The organism is Bacillus sp. BD48 (assembly GCF_046566805.1).
Lineage (GTDB): Bacteria > Bacillota > Bacilli > Bacillales > Bacillaceae > Bacillus > Bacillus safensis.
This window is the reverse complement of the sequence record NZ_JANGFM010000004.1, coordinates 221,140-241,231: the sequence shown is the minus strand read 5'-3', so window position 1 is coordinate 241,231 and position 20,092 is coordinate 221,140. Positions and strand designations below refer to the sequence as shown.

4 protein-coding genes are annotated in these 20,092 nt (G+C 46.0%); 1 reads left to right on the top strand and 3 read right to left on the bottom strand.

Annotated elements, in window-relative coordinates; translation table 11 throughout:
* Positions 1-44: 44 nt before the first annotated feature.
* Positions 45-959: a DMT family transporter gene (locus ACLGGR_RS13500; RefSeq protein WP_251216862.1), complete on the top strand. Its 915-nt coding sequence runs from the start codon at positions 45-47 to the stop codon at positions 957-959.
* Between the two features lie 36 nt (positions 960-995).
* On the opposite strand, the gene ACLGGR_RS13495 is transcribed toward ACLGGR_RS13500, so the two are convergent.
* The 3 genes from ACLGGR_RS13495 to ACLGGR_RS13485 are packed head-to-tail and all read right to left on the bottom strand — an operon-like array spanning position 996 to position 20,086.
* Positions 996-1,733 carry a thioesterase II family protein gene (locus ACLGGR_RS13495; RefSeq protein ID WP_410973249.1) on the bottom strand — a complete coding sequence of 246 codons (738 nt, stop codon included), beginning with the start codon at positions 1,731-1,733 and terminating at the stop codon, positions 996-998.
* A gap of 6 nt (positions 1,734-1,739) precedes the next feature.
* Positions 1,740-9,935, bottom strand: coding sequence for an amino acid adenylation domain-containing protein (locus ACLGGR_RS13490; protein ID WP_410973248.1), 8,196 nt, complete (start codon positions 9,933-9,935; stop codon positions 1,740-1,742).
* 14 nt (positions 9,936-9,949) lie between these two features.
* Entirely contained in the window at positions 9,950-20,086 is a 10,137-nt protein-coding gene (locus ACLGGR_RS13485) for a non-ribosomal peptide synthetase (protein WP_410973247.1), read from the bottom strand.
* Between the last annotated feature and the right edge of the window lie 6 nt (positions 20,087-20,092).

The following is a 20,092-nucleotide window of genomic DNA, read 5'->3' as shown; positions in this document are numbered from 1 at the left end:
GTCAATTCATTTGAAGCATGCATGCTCATGTAAGGAGTCACGTTATGAATATGTCAAAACAAAAAGCGTATGCTTCCGCAATCGCATACGCCTCTATCATTGGCTTTTCCTTTTTGTTTGTCAAAATAGCATTAGAATCAGCAAACCCAATAGATTTATTGGCACACCGCTTTACCATTTCTTTTGCAGCCGCTCTATTGCTGTATCCGTTTCTACGAAAAAAGTATCGAATATCCATTCAATGGCGTGATCTCATTTATATCGTTCCGTTTTCCTTGCTTTATCCTGTTTTGTTCTTTGCTTTTCAAGTATGGGGATTGATGTATACATCTTCTTCAGAGGCTGGCATCATTCAAGCGACGATTCCCATTCTGACGATGCTGCTGGCAGCCTGGTTTTTAAAGGAACGTGCGACATGGATACAAGTGCTGTTTACCTTTCTTTCTGTGTGCGGCGTGATGCTTCTCTTTGTCATGAAGGGAATTGATGTCAAGCATTCTCACTTCATCGGTTATGTGCTGATTTTACTTTCAGCCTTGTCATCCAGTGCATATAGTGTGTTTGCTAGAGTGATTACAAAACGATTCCACGTGATCGAACTCACCTTTGTGATGACCTTCTTTGGCTTTGTCTTTTTCAATGCCGCCGCGCTTATCCGGCATTCGATCAATGGGTCATTGCCGGAGTTTTTCAGTCCATTTACACAAGTATCCTTTGTATGGTCGATGCTCTTTTTAGGCATTGTTTCATCGCTTCTCACGGCGTATTTATCAAATTATGCACTCTCTCAGCTTGAAGCGGCGAAGGTCAGCATCTTTAACAATTTATCCGCGTTTATCACGGTCGCCGCCGGGGTTCTCATTTTACACGAAACGATTGATTGGTACCATCTCATCGGAGGAGTGCTGGTCATTGGTGGAGTCATTGGCGGGAATGTGGTGAAGAAACAGCATTCATAAGAAAAAGCGGCCTCATTAAAGAGGGCCGCTTTCTTTTTAATGTCTGATCAGTTGCTTGGCTGCAAGCTCAATCACATGTCTCATCTCTTCTGCAAATTGCTCAAGGTGTGTGTTGATGTACATGTGGCCTCCATCGAAATTGGTGCGTTCGATGGTTTTAGCCCATTTTTGCCAGCCGCTTGCATCCTGCATGCATTTCTCATCTTGCTTCCCATTGAATAAATAAACAGGTGTGTCGATGATCGATTGATCTGTGTGCTGGAAGGTTTCCAGTGCCCGGTAGTCTGCACGCAAGGACGGCGTAAAGTAATCCATCATTGGCTTGTTCTCTAATAATTCCTTAGGAATCCCGCCCATTTCGGCAATATGCTGTACAAATGCTTCATTGGATAAATGGGTCAGCATCTGGCGTTTTGTTTGTGGAGGCTGAATGGCTGAGATCACCACTGCTGCGGGATAAATTCCTTCCTTTTCTAGCAGCTGGGTTAGTCTGTATACCACAAGTCCTCCCATTGAATGTCCGAACAGAATAAATGGGCGGTTCAATTTGTCCGTGAGTCCTTCTTTATACAGCTCTGCCAGCCGGTCAATGTTTGATTCAAGCGGCATGAGATTGGTGCCGTGCCCTGGGGGCTCTGCTGCTGTGACTTCGGCCATGTCTTTTAGCTGTTCAAAGAGCGGACGGTATGAGGCGGAATATCCGCCGGCAAAAGGAAAACAAATAAGCTGAATGAGATCTGATTTTTTTTCAAAGGTTTTCAATAACTGATTCATACGTCTTTACCCCTTTATAATCGTTTGAAGAATCCGTGCCAGTTCATCTGCCTGCGGTCTTTTCATCATGGTGACATGGTCGCCTTTGATGTGGTAATACGAGCACGACTCTTTCGTATAAGCCTCCCAGTCTGCGAACTTCTTCTGGAAATCGCTTGCGTGATCACTGCTTTGGACAATATAAAATGGCACAGGGAATGGTTCTTTTTCTAATTCAATGGCTTGTGACATGATCGTATTATGCGTTTGCATTTGCAAATATTTATCTAAATATTGATCATTCATGAATTGATGAACAACTTCATCCTTTTCTGCCTCTTTGAGTATTTTCTGCTTCACTTCTTGGAAGCTCAATCCTTGTAAAGCTTCTGGCTGAATGCCGACCAGATTCCCCATTCCAAGGACAAGTGCGAGCATTTTCACTTCTTCTTCGTTCATATCGGCATGAAGTGCCTGATCTGCCTCATCTCTTAGCACTGGCACTGTATCTAAAATGATGAGTCCTTTCGGTGCTTTTCCTGCATGGCAGAGCCGCTGATTCATTCCGTAGGCAAGATGCCCGCCCATTGAATGCCCTGCGAGATAGTCAATCCCCGGACGGTAGAACGTCTCAATAGCTTCAATAAAAAGGGTCACAAGCTCCGTGTAATGGAGGAATTGTGGCTCTTCATCCTCATATAGGCCAGGAGACTGCAAAGCGTACACAGCGCCTTGATGTGTCATAAGCTTAGCAACATCAATATAGCCCATCACCGTCCCACCAGCAGGCGGCGCAAAGAATATTCTCGGTTCAGCTGGATCGCCTTTTTTCAGCTCGATCACGTAGTCCTTTGGAGACCTTTCGACGTTCTCAGCGGCTTCTGGCACTGCGTCCAAATGTGCGGCTAACTGTGCAGGCGCCGGGTGCATAAAAATCCATTTTGGATCAACACGAACACCTTTTTCTTTTAATTTGGCCACAGCCTGAATACTCATGATGGAATCGCCGCCCAGATCAAAGAAGGAGTCATGCATACCTACTTGTTTCACACCAAGCACTTCCTTGAAAGCTGCGACAATCCGCTCTTCCGTTTCGGTGACCGGTTTGTCGTCATCATGTGAAAGGGAAATTGTTTCTGTTGGCTCTGGCAGTGCTTTTTGATCAACTTTCCCGTTCGTCGTCACCGGCATTTCATCCAGTACGACAAAGTAACTTGGAATCATATAGCCTGGCAGGCTTTCCTGCAAAAAGGCTTTCCAGCCCGGAACAGGATTTTCTCCATCTATCACAAGGTAGGCCGCCAGCCGTTTTGAGCTGCCATACGTTTTGGCGATGACTGTACATTCTTTGACTTGCGGATGCTTGAGCAGGGCTGTCTCAATTTCTCCGCATTCAATTCGGTAGCCTCTAATTTTCACCAGGTGATCTTTTCGGCCAAGATATTCAATGGTGCCATCTGACCGCCATGTACCAAGGTCACCTGAACGATACAGCTTGTCTCCCTTTAGTTCAGGAAAAGGATTGTCAATAAACCGCTCCTTTGTCCGCTCTGGATCATGAAGGTAGCCTTTAGCAAGGCCAGTTCCGCCGATATAAATTTCTCCTTTGACGCCTGCTGGTACTGGATTGAGCGCATCATCCAGTATGACGACAGTTGAGTTGGACACCGGTACACCAATTGGAACTGATTTTGCGCCTGCTGGCACATGTGTGACTTGATGTGTTGTGGCTAAGGTCGTGTTTTCTGTTGGACCGTAAGCATTGACGAGCACACCTTCCATATGCGGCAATGCTTTTCGTGCATGCTCACTAGACATGGCTTCCCCGCCAACGAGTAATGTGCGGTAGCCTGCCACACTTTTTGGATCGTGCTCCACCAGTCGATTAAATAAAGCGGTTGGCAGACAGTTGGCTGTTACTTGATGCGTTTTAATGAACTGCGTTAATTCGTCCATATTCAGTGCTGCATATTTTGGGAGTAGAATCAGCTGACCGCCATTCAGCAGCATTCCCCATAATTCAAATGTAAAAGCATCAAAAGCATAGTTTGAGAGCTGAAGCATTTTGTCATCTGGACCGAGCTTTATATAGTTTGTTTCTCTCACCAAGCGGACAACTCCTGCATGAGGGAGCATCACGCCTTTTGGTGTACCTGTTGAGCCTGATGTGTAGTTAACATAGGCTATCTGGTCTTCACCTATGATGGATGATTCTCTTTGATACACTGCTTTTGTTTCTGGTATTGGCTTGTCCATGTCAATCTTTGTACCTGTAAAGTCTACTAGACGATCTGCAAGATGAGACTGGGTGATGATCACATCGCTTTGCGTATCACGAACGATGAGACGGATGCGTGCATCTGGATATTCAGGTGACATCGGAACATACGCAGCACCAGATTTGACGATTCCTAGGACCGAAACAATCATGTCAAAGGAGCGATCAAAAAGCATCGGGACAAGGGAGCCTGGTCCAATTCCTTTTGACTGCAAGTAAGCAGCAAGCTTTGTCGACTTCTCACCCAAAGCTTCATACGTCATGTGCTCATCCATATAGGACAAGGCAATACGATTCGGATCACGCTGCACCTGTTCTTCAAACAATTCTTGAATCGTACGCTTTGGATATGGCGTATCTGTTTGATTTTTTCCTATGATCATCGCCGCCTGTTCCACTTTGTCCATTAAGCAATAATCAGCAAATGTACGCTCAGGCTGAGCCGTCATGCCCTCTAACAAATGGAGATAATAGTTCATATAACGTTGGATCGTCTCTTGATCAAATAAATCCGTATTGTATTCTACATGAATCGACAGCTGCTCTTCCTGTTCAAATATATGCAGGGTGAGATCAAATTTAGATACTGTATGATGAACCATCACATGTTCACTTGTCAGCCCTTTGAGATTTACATCGAGCGAATTGGTGACATACCCCATGGCCGCCTGAAAAATAGGTGACCGGCTTAAATCTCGATCTAACGAAAGGTCATCGACAAGCTTGTCAAATGGATAATGCTGATGCTCAAAGGCTTTTAACGTCATCTCTTTCACGTTTTCCAAGAGATCAGCGAACGTCTCTGCTGTTGAGACGTCCTGTCTCAGCGCAAGTGTATTCACAAACATCCCAACAAGCTTCTCTGATTGCTTGGCATCCCGCCCTGCAATAGGGGATCCAATGATGATATCTGTCTGTCCGGACAGCTTGTGAAGCAGGACGTAGTACGCGGACAGCATCGTCATGAACAAGGTCGTGCCCTGCTGCTTGGACAAAGCCTGCAAGCGGCGGATAAGCGGTTCATCCAGTACAATTTGCTCTGTAGCCCCGTTAAATGTTTGAACCGGCGGACGAGGACGGTCAAACGGCATCTCCAGCACTGGAAGTTCACCTTGTAGCGTATTGAGCCAATAGGTTTGATCTTCTTGATGATGCTTTAATTGTTCATTTTCCCAATGTACATAATCTGTCCATTCAATTTCTAAGACTGGGAGCTGCGGCGTTTCATCTGCAAGCAGTGCGTCATATGCCACTTCTAACTCCTGAATGAGCAGGCTGAGTGACCATGCATCTGAAATGATGTGGTGCTGCGCGCAAAGGAGATAATACTCCTCCTTGCCCATATCTACTATCGTCCACTGCGCAAGAGGTCCTCTTTCTAAATCATAGACACGTTCTGCCTCTTGCTGAATGAGCTGCTTGAGTCTTCTCGCTCTCGTTTTTTCATTAAATAACGAGAAATTTGCCACTGTCACAGATGGCGGAAGGTCTTCTCGAATGAGTTGGACCGGCTTGCCGCCAAGTGATTTAAATACTGCCCTAAGTGCTTCATGCCGCTTTGTTAACAGGCCAATCGCTTTTGTTAATGCTTGAATGTGTAATGGTCCTGTCAGCTTCCAAGCACCTAATATATTGTAATGATGGCTCTTTTCTAATGTGGATAAGAACCAAATGCGCTTCTGGGCATGTGACAGCTCATAGCTTGTTTGTTTTTCAAGCTTTGAAATTTCGGTTTCCTGAACGGCTGGCGTTCCTTTGATGTCATCAACCATCTGCGCCAAATGTGCGAGATGTTTGCTTTCAAATAATATTTTTAAAGGCGCCTTCATTGAAAATTCATGGTTGATCCGAGAAATGGTTTGAGTCGCTTTTAGTGAATGTCCGCCAAGGTCGAAGAATTGATCCTCTTTGTACACGCGATCCACATCTAAAATATCTTCCCATATGGCAGCAAGAAGCTGCTCTGTCTTCGTTTCTGGCAATTGCTTTTCAAGACTTTGTCCATTTTTGTGATGATTCAATTTGAGGGCTTCATGATCAATAGAGCCATCTTGTTTTTTCGGTATTTCCTGTACTTGCTGAATGTCCCATTTACCTTCTGCGGCGCTCGTGATCTCTTCAACATGCACTTCTTTGCCAGGCTGAACGGTGTAAAAAAGCTTTTTCTCAAAGACCGGTATTGGAGCTGGCTGAAGATACCCGGCGATGTCTGGATTTGCTCCGTCGAGACCGATAAACAGATGCGCTTCATCGAGCCGGGCACCTAGACATAATGAATGGAGACCTTGCTTCTTTCCAATCAATTGAAATCCCTTGCGAACAGTGAGAGCTGCTCCGGTATGTCCCTTAGACAAACCGAGATTATCCCACATACTGTAGTTCAAAGAAATCGCTCGTCTTCCTTCTTGAAAGGTGAGAGCGTGCGCGAGTCCATCTAAAAAGCTGTTGGCCGCAGAGTATGCCCCAAATGTTGTGCCGCCAAAAAAGCCATTGACCGATCCAAAAAAGACAAGCGGTACGGTCGGATCATACTTAAAGGCTTTCTGCAGGACCCATGCCCCGTCTGCTTTTCCTGACATTTCTTTTGTGAAATCCTCTTCTGACGTATGAGCCAGTGTATACTTGTCCACATGCTGAAAATGCTCAGACACATTGCCAGCACCGGCTAAATGCAGCACCCCCCGGATTGATTGTCCAAAATGCTTTTCTGCTTGATAAATCGCCTCTTCGACGTCAGATAAGTTGGTCACATCCGCTTGGATATAAATGATGTCACCAACATCTTTTAGCTGTGAGAAGGTTTCTTTCTTTTCCAAGCTGTCTTCCAGAGAAGTCCGTCCGATCAAGACGAGCTTTAAGCCAAATTGGAGCATCTGCTTAGACAGCTCAAATCCAATCCCGCCAAGTCCTCCAGTTAATAAATAAAGACCTTCATATTCTAAAAAACCTTCAGTTTGAGGCGCTTCGATCATATCGACTTTTTCCAGCTTTGGTACGAATCTGTGCCCATTTCGGTAAGACACCTCTGCTTTTATATGAATCGCAGACAATTCTTCCGCAATATGCTTGGCATCTTGTTCTACATTCTCCGCTTCAATATCAAGATGAGACACCTCTGCCCCTTCCCATTCTTGCGGAATGGTTTTGAGTAGACCGACAAGCGGCGTTTTCTCCACATGAAGATCGTCTTCAGGCTTCACAAATTGACCGCCTTTTGTCACAACGACAAGACGGATGGGCTCTTTATTTGCTTGTCGTAATGCTTGATACAAGTACAAAATGGATTGATTGGTGCTGGCATGCAGCTCTTTGAACTGCGCAGGATCAACGATGTCTTCTTTGTCTGACACATTCCACAGATGGAGCATGCGCCCGGTCTTTAGTTCATCTGCTTCAAGTGCTGCAACGAGCCTGACGTAATCCCCCTTAATTCTCGGGTTCATCTGGTACATCCCTTTGGAAAGACGCAAAAATTCATGCCCTTTTCTCACAGAAATATATGGCTGATTCTTTTGTTCAAATTGGGCGTAAAGCGATTGATAAAGCCCTTTTTCATCCTCGAAAACGAGTACATGGTCAGCAAAAGGCTGAGTTGGACCGATATGCTCTTTAGCCCAAATGCGTTTGAAAAACCAATCTGGGAGTGTTTGTTCATTTTCAGAAGCAAGATCCAGTGCCTGTTCAATGTCACGGAATGCTCCATCTTTTAGTGCTGCGCCTAACTGGGCACGCTGAATTTTCCCACTCTCCGTTTTCGGAAATTGGTCTTTTTTCACCGGAATGATGTGATCAGGCTCTATGCCGATTTTTCGAATGATGGCCTCTCTCATCTGTTGAATCATCGTGATTTGTTCCTCTATTGAATCCCTTTGTGAGACAAAAAAGACGGCAAGCGTGTCATTACTTGATTCGGGATTGTAAATGCCGTACGCAGCGGCAAAGGTGACTTCAACCCCGTCCACCTCTTCAACAACCGCTTCAATTTCGTAATTCAAATAGTTAGCGCCGTTGATGACAATGATGTCTTTTTCTCGACCGGTCAGAACGAGACGTCCTTCGTGAATAAACCCTAAATCCCCCGTGTGAAACCAGCCGTTTTCCGCAAATACTTCTTGATTGGCTTCCTCATTTTGATAGTAGCCCATCATAATTGTCGGACTCTTCACCTGCAAGCGCCCGACCTGATCTTCTGGCAGCACCTTGTGATGCTCATCGACAATTCGAATCCATACAGATGGAATCGGCGTGCCGACTTCTGTAAACGTCATCTTGTTCGGATGATCGTGCGTCACATATTGGATCTCACTTGTTAACGAGGTTTGATCAATCGTCAGCTGTCCATCCAGTTCACCGTTACGCATGAATTTTTTTGACTGAACAATGGCTGAGGATGTTTCTGACATGCCGTAAGCAGGTACCATCGCATGACGGCTTAATCCGTGCTGACTCATGATATGCATGAAGCGCTGCGTGACTTTCGGGACAACCGCTTCGGCTGCATTCATGATATAAGTCAGAGTAGACAGGTCCCAGCTCCCCTTACGAATGTCGTCCTCATATTCATTCATCATGGCAAAAGCAAAGTTTGGGGCCCATGTTCTAGTGACACCGTATGTTTCTACCCAATCCAGCCACACCATCGGCCGCTCGATAAATTGATCGATGGATGGACTAATCTGCTGGCAGCCAAGGTAGACGTCATGTACATGAAACATGACAATTCCACCAACATGATCAAGCGGCATCCAGTTAAGCGACACATCCTCATGTGTAAAGCCGTTTACCTGCTCAAAAGCCATAATTCTAGATAAAATGCTTTGATGATGATGACGGATACACTTTGGTACACCCGTACTTCCTGAAGACAGGAGCTGCAGCACAGGCTCATCCGGCTCCGGCTCATAATGCTGTTCATCTGGTTCATACGCCAGCAATGCTTCAATGGTTAAGATAGGCATGATCTTTGCTTCAAATGTCTCACGCAGCCCAGCAATGTCCTCAGCACTTGCTTCATTCGTAATAATGAAAGGTTCATTTTGCAGCTGAAACACGCCCTTCAGCTTATTCACACCTTGATTTATTTCATCATAAACCGGCGGCACAGAGACCGGGGTCGGAATGATTCCTCCGAGAATACAGCCCCAGAATACCGTGATAAAATCTTGATGATCTTTCAATTGAAGTAACACCTGATCGCCGTTTGTCAGTCCTGCTGCCCTTAAACCGGACAGAACCCGTTCAGCGCTTGTTAGTAATTCAGGATAGGTTTGGGTCAACGTACGCCCGTCTTCTTTCATATAGGTCACCCCGCGGTCTGGTGACATAAAGGCTGATCGAATCAGCACCTCTGTCAGTGTGACAGGTGTGCCTGGCTTTTTGATCACATCTCCGCCATACACAAGTGCGGGCGGCTTCTCATGGACAGATGATGGTTTTGTTTCGCTCGCTTCACTTTTCGAAAGCGGTACATTCCCTTGAGTACGCTGTCGATCAGGAAACAGATCATCTAAGTGATAGGGCGTTCGTTTTTCTGACTGACTTTCAATGAAAGCAGCCGCTTCCTCTACTCCATCTATAGCTTTGGTGCGCTCTTCTATCTTTCTTAATTCCTCTTGATCTATGCTTTCAATTGAAAGCAGTGCCTCTGTGTCGACTGCTCCACTTTCTGTCTTTGGCAAAGAAGGTAATAAGACGAGAGCTGCTGGCACTTCATGAGGATGAAGCGGACCTTTCTTCAGATCCTCTCTTGTCAGCGAAGGGTCCTTCGCCTGTGCAAATAGCACAAGCGATAGACTGCCTTCTTGATTTTTCTTCGGAATGATTGCACATTCCTTTAGCGGAAAATGAAGCATCATGACTTGCTCTAATGCTTTGAGATCCATCCGTTTTCCGTTGATTCTGACGATATGATTTGCTGCATGTCCTTTTCGTCTACTCACTAACATCGTTTCTTCTCCTCCTACATCCAATCCAAAATCTGAATCTTGTTTTCTTCAGCCCAAACGCCGACATCCCCTGTCGGATAGAGGTATTCGCCAGTTTGATGTTTGAATGGATGCGGAATTTTATGCGTCTCCATCCAATCGGCAAGCTCCCCGCAAAGTGCTTTGATATCCTTTGCGCCGATAAAAATATCTCCCGGAAATCCTACCGGCATGAGCTGATGCTCTTCGCTCAGGACATATATTTCCGTCTCACAGGAAGGATCATGCACACCTGAATAGACCTCTTCTTGATCTGGGTACAGCACGCTGACTTGTGCGTTTTTCGCCCAATCGGTGATCATCCGCTCTTTTTCTTCATTCGTGACGATCGTGAAGGAAGAGAGGGGTGTCTCCATTTGTTCTGTCATCGCTTCAAGTGTGTAGATCAGCTGCTGCATCAGCGATTGTATTTGCTTTTCTGTATATTGATTGAAGCGGTATGTGACCCGCAGCTCCAGCGTATCTCCCGGAACTGCCACAAGGGTCAGGTCATAGTTCGTTTCTTCATGACTCGCAATGTCTAAAATGCGTATACCGTAAGGCTCGATAGATTCAATCGGATAGTTTTCAAACACGACAATACTGTTAAACAATGAATCTCCATTCGGGATGTTGGTCAGCTGCTGAATATCTGGCAGTACGGTATATTCGAATTCCCGCATCTGAAAAACTGTTTCTTGCGTATGTGCCAGCAGCTTGGAAATGGTCCACTCTGGCGTGATCGGCAAACGGAGCGGCAATGTGTTAATAAAGAGCCCTGTCATACTTTCAACTTGTGGTAAGTCCGCCGGCCGTCCTGATACTGTCACTCCGAACACGACATCCTCTGATCCTGAATGAAGATGCAAAAGCAGCCCCCACGCTGTTTGAATCAGGGTGCTCATTGTCACCTTCTGCGTGCCTGTCATCTCTTCGAGTTTCTGCTGCATTTCGGGCGTTAGTTTGATACTTAGCTGATCAACACCTGCTTCTTGATCCGAAGCTGGCCCGTCTTCTCCTGGAAGCGGTGTAGCCTCCTCTACTCCTGACATATAACCTTTCCAGAACTCTAGCGCCTTCTCTTGATCCTGCTTTTGCAGCCACTCGATAAAATCTTTATATGGACGTACAGCAGGAAGATCCATCTCCCGTTCATCCACAAGAGAGCGGTACAAAGAAAAGGATTCTTGAATGAAACTGAACAAGCTCCAGCCATCGATTAAAATATGATGAAAGCTAAAAACAAACGTGCATGTGTTTTCATCACGATGGAATAAAGCAATACGAATCAGCGGTTCATCCGTATCTTCTAGTTTGAAATCCTTTAAACGATCTGTTTGCAAATATTGCTGAATGGCTTCCTTCTGATCCATTTCACTCAGGTGGCGCACATCGTGCTGAGTGAGATGAATGCTTCCTTCTGATTGAATCAACTGAACAGGCTCCTTTAGCCCTTCCCAAGCAAATGTTGTCCGCAAAATCGAATGACGCTCTACAAGCAGATTCCAGGCTTTTTCATAGGCTGCGCCGTCCGTTAAGCCTTCGAGCGTCATATGCACTTGACCAAAATACGCCTGTGACGCTTGATCTAATAGTGCATGAAACAGCATCCCTTGCTGCATTGGAGATAGTGGATACACATCCACTACACTGTCTGGAAGCTCATCAATTTGCTCTTGCGTCAGCTGAACCATTGGAAAATCAGATGGTGTAAAGCCGCCTTTTGTCTCTATACAATGCGTCAGAATATCTTCCATTTTTTCTTTGAATCGTTCAGGTAACAGGCGCACCTCTTCATACTGAAGCAGTTCACGATGGATCATAAAATTCATCTGAAGCTGACCGTTCACAACATATCCGTATACATCGATCAAATGCTGTCTTTCTGCTTTTGGATCATGTACATGTCCATTTCGTTCATCTGCTAAATAAAGATGTACTTCACCGTCTAATTGATCTAACTGTCCAAGGTAATTAAAGCTCATCTGCGGCGCTGCTTTTTTGAGTAAACGAGATGCTGTCATGTATTGAAGCAAGCCATAGCCGATTCCCTTTTGCGGCACAGCTCTTAAGGTTTCTTTGACATCTTTGATTTGTCTCTCAACATCGGTTTGAATAAAAGGAATAAAAATAGGATAAGAGCTTGTAAACCATCCGACTGTTCGTGACAAATCCATTTGTTCAAATAAATCCTCGCGTCCGTGTCCTTCTAACGTAATGAGCAGCGGCTTTCCAACGGCTTGCGTGAGTCCTGATAAGAGTAAATCGTTTACCTCTGTACGGTACGCTTGTGATGCCTGCCTTAGTAAAATATCTGTTTGATCCCTTGTCAATTGAATAGACAGGATCTCTGCATGTTCTTCTATATTGAAAAGTGCAGGTGTTTGAAAAGGAGAACCCTCTTCCTCTTGATTGATGATATTTTGCCAAAAAGGAACCTGCTCTTGTAATTGATTGGTTTGTGCATATTCATAAAGAGCATCTGCCCACTGCTGATAGGACGCGGTTTTCTTTGCAAGCGCGATTTCCTGACCTGCCGCAAGCTGCTTCAGTCCATTTAATAGGTCTTCCTGTATGATGCGCCATGAGATTCCATCCATCACAAGATGATGGGCAGCAATAAAGAGTTCAGACGTACCATTACTTGTGTGAAAAAGTATGGCTTTGATCACTTCTCCTCGCTCTAATGACAACGTTCCTTGACAAGCAGCGGTCTCCATACGGATTTGTTCCAGCGCTTCCTCCTGAGAAACACCCGTCAAATCAAAGAAGGTGACACAAGGGGTGATGCCAGGCGCACGAATGGTTTGAATCCACGAACCATCTGCTGCTTTTGTATAAACCGCTCTCAGCATATCGTGGTGATCGACAATTTTTGAGAGAACCTGTGTCAGCGGCTCTAGCTGTATGAATTGCTTGAATTCCATATGCGCTGATAAATTCCAATAATCTTGGTTTGTCATTGATTGCTCAAAGAACCATGATTGGATCGGAAGCAGACGAACAGCTCCTGTCACAGGTGACTGATCATAGGTTACAGAAACATCTGCCCTTTTCATTGCGAGTGCCAGCTGTGAAATCGTCTGTTTTTCAAATACATCTCTTGGCTGAATGACGTAGCCTTCCTGTGCTAAGCGCGCCACCATTTGTATGACAATAATCGAATCTCCGCCAAGCTCAAAGTAGTTATCGTGTACACCAATTGAAGGAGTACCGAGCAGCTGAGTCCACACTTTTTCCAGTACGCGTTCTTCCTCACTGAGTGCGCTGTCAGCCGGTTTCTCCACTTTTTCCTGTTTCCACTCTGGCGGCGGGAGACGTTTTTGGTCTACCTTGCCATTTGCCGTGAGCGGGAGTTCGTCCAGCTCTATTAATAGGCTTGGCACCATATAATCTGGCAGTATTTCTTTTAATTGATGGCGAATGTGTTGCGTGGTGATGCTGCCCTTTTGGACAAAATAACCGATCAATCGCTTATGACCACTCTCATGCTGATGCGGAATGACCGCACATTCTATGATGTCTTCAAAGCGCAGCATAGCGGCTTCAATTTCTCCGCATTCGACGCGGTGTCCGCGAATTTTCACTTGATGATCGATTCTTCCAAGGCAGTCGATGATGCCGTTTGGCAGCCAGCGGCCCATATCGCCTGTTTTATATAAACGCGCTCCTTCTTGGAAAGGATGCGGGATAAATGATTGCGATGTTTTTTCTTCATCTCCAAGGTAACCGAGTGCAAGCCCTGTACCGCCTACGTAGATTTCTCCAATGACACCTTGCGGAACCGGCTGCAGCTGGTCGTCTAGTATATAGGCTTGTGAATACGCAATTGGCTGACCGATAGGAACCGTGGCCTGCCCTTCATCCAGTGCCCGAATATGATGCACACAGGAGAACGTCGTATTCTCAGTTGGTCCATAGCCGTTTAAAAGGCCTTCAGGTAAATACGGCAGCGCTTTACGGATATGAGCAGCTGACAAAGCATCACCACCGACCAATAAGGCGTCAAATCCACTTAAAGCTTCTGGATGTTCTTCTGTTAATCGGTTAAACAGCGGCACTGTCAGAAATCCTGTTGTGATCTTGTAAGATGTCAGCGTGTCAGCCAGCGTATCCATTGATAAGATCGTATTTCGATCAGTCAGTATCAGTCTTCCTCCGTTGAGCAGGGCTCCCCATATTTCATACGTAAAGGCATCAAAGGAAAAGCTCGCGATCTGTAAAATGCGCGTATGTTCATCAAGGGTGACATAATCTGTTTCACATACAAGCCGGATGACCGCTTGATGCGGAATTAAAACCCCTTTTGGCTGACCGGTTGATCCTGATGTGTAATTGATATAAGCGAGTCCATCAGGTTTTAAAGCAGCAGGTTTTTTGAGTTCTGCCTCTGATAAAAACTCTTCATATCCCTGATCAAGACAAATGAGCTCGGTTTGACTGATCGAGACTTGTTTCAGCCATTCATTTTTTGTCAGTAACAGCTGAATACCTGTATCCCTCAGCATATAACCAATGCGTGCTTCTGGATATTCAGGATCAATTGGGACATAAGCCCCACCTGCTTTCACAATCGCCAGCACCCCAAAAATCATTTCAGGCGACCTGTCGATCAGAAGCCCTACCGGTTCATGCGGCTTCACTCCTCGATGCTGCAAATAAGCGGCAAGCCGGTCGACTTTCTCTTGTAACTCCTGATACGTCCACTGGTTTTCCCCAGATTCGAGGGCGATCGCATGAGGTGTCTTTTTCACCTGCGCTTCAAACCGTTCTGTGATGAGAAGAGGGCCTGATGGTTGATCTGTTTTGCCGCTCCATTCATAGAGCAGCTGCTGCTTCTCTTTCTCTGGAAGATAATTTATTTGTCTGATCGGCAGTGCTGGATTTTCACAAATACATGCAAGCAGCTGCTCGTAGTAACAAAGGAACCGATCCATCGTGTCGTCAGAAAATAAGTCTGCATCATACTCCAGTTTTAATTGAAGACCCTCCGCCCCTTCAAAAACAAACAGGGATAGATCAAATTTAGCCGTATCGTTATCTTCAATGGCTAAAACGGATGTCGCCTCGCCCATCGGAGAAGCTTCAAGGGGCAGGTTTTGCAGAACAAACATGACCTGAAACAGCGGCTGCCTGCCTGCCTCACGTACAATATTCAGCTCATCTACGACCATCTCAAACGGCACATCCTGATGCGCATAGGCGCCCATTGTTGTTTCCTTCACTCGCTCTAAAAGCTCTGTGAAAGCCGGATTGCCGCTATGATCAATCCGAAGTGCCAGTGTATTCACGAAAAATCCGATGAGCTGCTCCATCTCCGCCCGATTTCTCCCGGCAATGACGGATCCAACGACAAACTCATCCTGTGAAGACAATCGATGCAGCAAGGTAGAGAAAGCCGAAAGTAATGTCATATAAAGGGTGCAGTCTGTATTTTTAGAAAGAGCAGCCAGCTGCTCAGATAGCGGCTTCGGCAGGCGGTATTTTTTCGTCTTTCCCCTGTAGGATTGAACGGCTGGACGCGGATAGTCATACGGCAGCATCAACTCTTCCACAGGTACCGCAAATTGCTCCTTCCAATAGGAAAGCTGCTGATGCAGCGTTTCTCCCGTCAAATACTCCTTCTGCCAAAGTGCGTAATCCGCATATTGAATCGGCAGCGGTGAGAGATCAGGCTCCCTCCCCTCGATCATCGCTGTATACCATTCGGATAGCTCCCTTGCGGCAATGCCAATCGACCAGCCATCTGACACGATGTGGTGAATGGACATCAGCAGCAAATGATCTGTTTCTGACAGCCGAATCAGTTTCGCGCGAAAGAGTGCATCATGCTCTAAACGGAAAGGGGTGCCCGCTTCTTTTTTCGCCCACTCAGCCGCTTTTTGTTCTTTTTCTTCCTTTGATGCCAGATCTGATACATCGACCACCTCAAGCGCTGGAAGAGTCATATGCTCATGTATGATCTGTACCGGTTCATCGCCGCTCATCGCAAAGGATGTTCTGAGTGATTCATGCCTTTGCACCATTTGCTGCAGGCTGTACTGAAGCACCTTCACATCTAAAGGACCATTCATCCGAAAGGAAATCGTATTATTGTATAATGGCAGATCAGGCTGTAATTGATAGAGAAACCACTGTCTTTGCTGGGCATAGGACATCGGAAGCTCCTGACCCTTTTCTATTTTCCGTATCGGAATCGCTTCATCGGCTTTGGCATGTGAATCAATCCAGTCCGCTAACTCTCCAAGTCTCGTATGCTCAAAAAGAACAGCGAGCGGCACATCAAATCCCGTTTTTTGTCTAACAGCAGACAGCATTTGCGTTGCCTTGAGCGAATGACCTCCGAGTAAAAAGAAATGATCACCGCAGCTGATGTTTGAGACATCAAGCAGCTCGGACCAAATGTGTGCCAAGAGTTTCTCCGTCTCGGTTTGAGGTGCTCTGTCCTCTGAATCATGTCCGCTTTCCTCTATTAATTCATTGAAATGCACTTCGTCCGGCATCCCATCCTCTGTTTCTTTCCAGTATTCTTCTGGGTATAGATGGACGGAACATTCACCAGAGAGACGAGACTGAATACACGTATAAATGGACTGATACAGCCTTTCTTCAACAGCCTTTGTTTGATCGGTCTTGAAAAAGACATAGACGGCCTGCTCTGCTTGAATCTCCCCTTGTATCATCTCTTGAATTTCCTGCTTCGACCGATCCAACCCGATATAAATGAGAGGAGCATCTGTCATCAAACATGCCAGCATTGTTTGAATGCCCGCCCGCTTTGGAATCGGGAGATAGCCCCTTTCTTTTAGCATGCCTTTGATCATCGAGCCTTCACTCATTCCGGTCTCATCCCACATGCTAAAGCTAAAGCAATACGGCTTCACTGTAGATGTCAGCCTCTGATAATGAGCAAATTGTTCAACGAACTCATTGGCCGCACAATAAGCCCCAACGGTCATCCCGCCCTTTAACGTTCGAGCTGACGAGCTAGAAAGGAATAAGACATTCTGCCGTTTAGAGGCTGCTTCATGAAGCGCAATCGTGCCATATACCTTCGCTTCGTACATCGCATGTAATGACACAGACGTCATGTCACGAAGCAGCTCTTCTTGAATGATGCCAGCGAAATGAATAACGCCATGCAGCCTTTTGCCTAAAGCCGTCTCCTGTCTTGAGATCAGGGCTTCAATGGCTTTTGCGTCAGTGATGTCCACTTTTTCATAAAGAACGGTGCCGCCGCGCTTTTCCGCTAGATTCTCAAGTGAAATCAATACGTCTTGCTGCTCCGCAGATAAAGCCTCTCGCGCTTTTCTTCCAACCAGCACAAGATGCACTTGATAGGATGTCAGCAGGTGCTCACTCAGCATTCGTCCAATGCCGCCAAGCCCGCCTGTCATCACATAAAGCCCGGAATATTCAAATGGCGGTTTCTTCATCCTTTGTTCTTTTTCCAGATGAAGCGGTGTTAAAAGAGGAGTATAACGAACACCTTCGCGATAAGCGGCGATATGATGGCTTGTGTCATGTGTGAGCTCTGTCATGATCGATGATGCATGAGAACGGCCAGCATCCGGTTCTGCCAGAGAAAAATCAAGACATCTCACCTGGATAAACGGCCATTCATGCTGAACAGCTGTCATCAGTCCTGCTGTCGTTGCTTTCTCCACATCATGTTTTTGATCCTCTGGCAAATTCATCGCATGAGCAGAGACAAAGGTGATCGCTACCGGCTCCTCATAGGCAGCGATCGCTTTTGTTACATATAATGCACTCATGCTGCCAGTTTTCTGCGCTTCTTTCGCCAACGCTGCATGAAGTGTGTCATCTTGAGTTGTATAGTTCCAAAGGTGAATGATTTGTTTCACCGAAACGCCATACGAACGGAGCGTCTCAAAGAGTTGTTCGTAGTCAGACGGCCGATTCGGGTGGATGATGAAGTGTGTATGTGTGAGTTGTGTGAATGCTTGACCCGGTTCAACCGTAATATAAGTTTGTTCATTGCTTGAAAGGGATCTCAATTGATCTGCCAGTCCTAATGTGTCTGCAAAGATCACCGTGTTTCCTGATATTTGTTTTTCAGCTTTATGAAGCGGAGCAGGTGTCCACATCTTTTGTAAACTCCAATCAGGCAAGGTGTGTTCATTTTCTAGTCTAATGTCCAGCTCCTTGATGATTTCATCAAATTCGCCTTCTTGCCATCGCTTCTTGAGCTGTGCCCTTTCTATTTTTCCAGAGCTTGTTTTCGGAAAGGCATGCTTCTGGACAGGAATCACGCGCGATGCAGACAGTCCCATTTTTGTAGCAATATGGGATTTAATATTCTGACTTGCCCTCATGATATAAGAAGGTTCATACAGCTTCGGTGTAAAAAAGAGAATCAGCTCGTCGGATGCAGATGCTTCCATCCGAGCGGAACAGGCCGCTACAAAGCTCGTTTCGACGCCGGGTACTTCCTCTGCAATGACTTCTATTTCATAGTTGTGATAATTTTTCCCGTTGATGATGATCATGTCTTTTTCTCTACCGGTTAATGTCAGCCTTCCTTCGTGCAGAAAACCTAAATCCCCTGTGTGGAACCAGCCGTCTGTTTGAAAGACTTCTTGATTCGCTTCGTCATTCTTGTAATAGCCCTTCATTGTCGTCGGCCCTTTAATTTGCACACTGCCAATATGATCTTCGGGAAGAAGCTCATGCTGCTGATTAACGATACGAATCGTGATACCCGGAATCGGTCTTCCCAGCTCTGTAAAGCTGACGGTTCCTGTCTCACGTGCCTCTGCTGGTCTTAGCTGCTCTGTGAGTGATGTTTCCTCAAAGGTTAGAACCCCGCTGCTTGCATCTCCCCGCTCTATCGCAAAAGAGAAGACAACGGCTGAAGAAATTTCAGACATGCCGAATGCCGGTCTAATGACGTCTCCCTTTAAACCGTGCGGAGCCAGCAGGTGTAAAAATCGGTGAATCGTTTTCGGTACGACCGCTTCTGCCCCGTTGATCATACAGGTCATGGCAGAAAGATCCCATGATCCTGACGAAATGTCTTTCTCATAATCATTGATCATCGCAAATGCGAAGTTAGGCGCCCATGTCTTCGTTGCACGGTAGCGGTCCATCCAGTCAAGCCAGCGCAGCGGCTGAGCGATAAAATCATCTGTTCTCGCCCGAACCTGCTCACAGCCCGTGTACACATTGACAAGGTGAAACATCACAATGCCGCCAATATGATCTAAAGGCATCCAATCTAACGACACATCCTCTTGTGTAAACCCATTGGCTGCCACTGTTCCTTTGACATTCGCCAGCACGCTTCGATGAGAATGCTCTACACATTTGGGCATCCCTGTACTTCCAGACGTTAAGATAAAAAAGACTGAATCATCCGGTGACGCTGGATAAGCTTCTATATCTCTTTCTAAAGAAAGCATCGGCTCAACGGCTGCGACACGTAACTTGTCTGTATGCCACAATAAAGATAAGCCTTGCACCTCATCAATCAGCGAGTCATCTGTTAGAATGAGCGGATGCTCCAGCAGATTCCACGCATGATGAAGCTTCTTCACAGAGGCATTCATTTCACGATAGGTCGGTGCAGCGGACACTAGTGTTGGAACAAATCCGCCTAACACACACGCCCAAAAGGCTGTTACCATCGCATGATTGGATGAAAACTGAAAGAACACAGGATCACCCGGTTTAAGTCCGAGCGCCCTCAAACCTGTCAGAACCCGCTCCGCGTCCTCCTTTAACTGCGCGTAGGATTGCGTGAGTTCATTTTCACTATTGACGATATAAGTCAGCCCATTTGTCGTTTTTGCCGCCTCTGTTAAGGCGTCCTGCAAGGTTTGGGCTCCTGCGTTAACATCTAGATCCCCTCCATAGGAAAGGGCGGGCGGCATGTCCGCTAAAGCAGGGGAAGCCGTTTGCGTCTGTATCGATTCAGCTGCGGCCTCCTGCTCCATGTGATTGTCGAGAAATAAATGAGAGAGGTGATATGGCCGCGGTCGAATGGTTTTTTCACGAGAAAAAACAGCGAAGCGTTCGATTTCGTTGGTTTGTAAAATGGTTCTCTGTACATCTTGTAAAATCGTATCCATTGATTCATGTACATTTGATTCGTTCATAATTGATGGTTTCATATGAGT

Coding starts and splice junctions, on each gene's coding strand:
- ACLGGR_RS13500 (WP_251216862.1), top strand. CDS start 45: ATGAATATGTCAAAACAAAAAGCGTATGCTTCCGCAATCGCATACGCC.
- ACLGGR_RS13485 (WP_410973247.1), bottom strand. CDS start 20,086: ATGAAACCATCAATTATGAACGAATCAAATGTACATGAATCAATGGAT.
- ACLGGR_RS13495 (WP_410973249.1), bottom strand. CDS start 1,733: ATGAATCAGTTATTGAAAACCTTTGAAAAAAAATCAGATCTCATTCAG.
- ACLGGR_RS13490 (WP_410973248.1), bottom strand. CDS start 9,935: ATGTTAGTGAGTAGACGAAAAGGACATGCAGCAAATCATATCGTCAGA.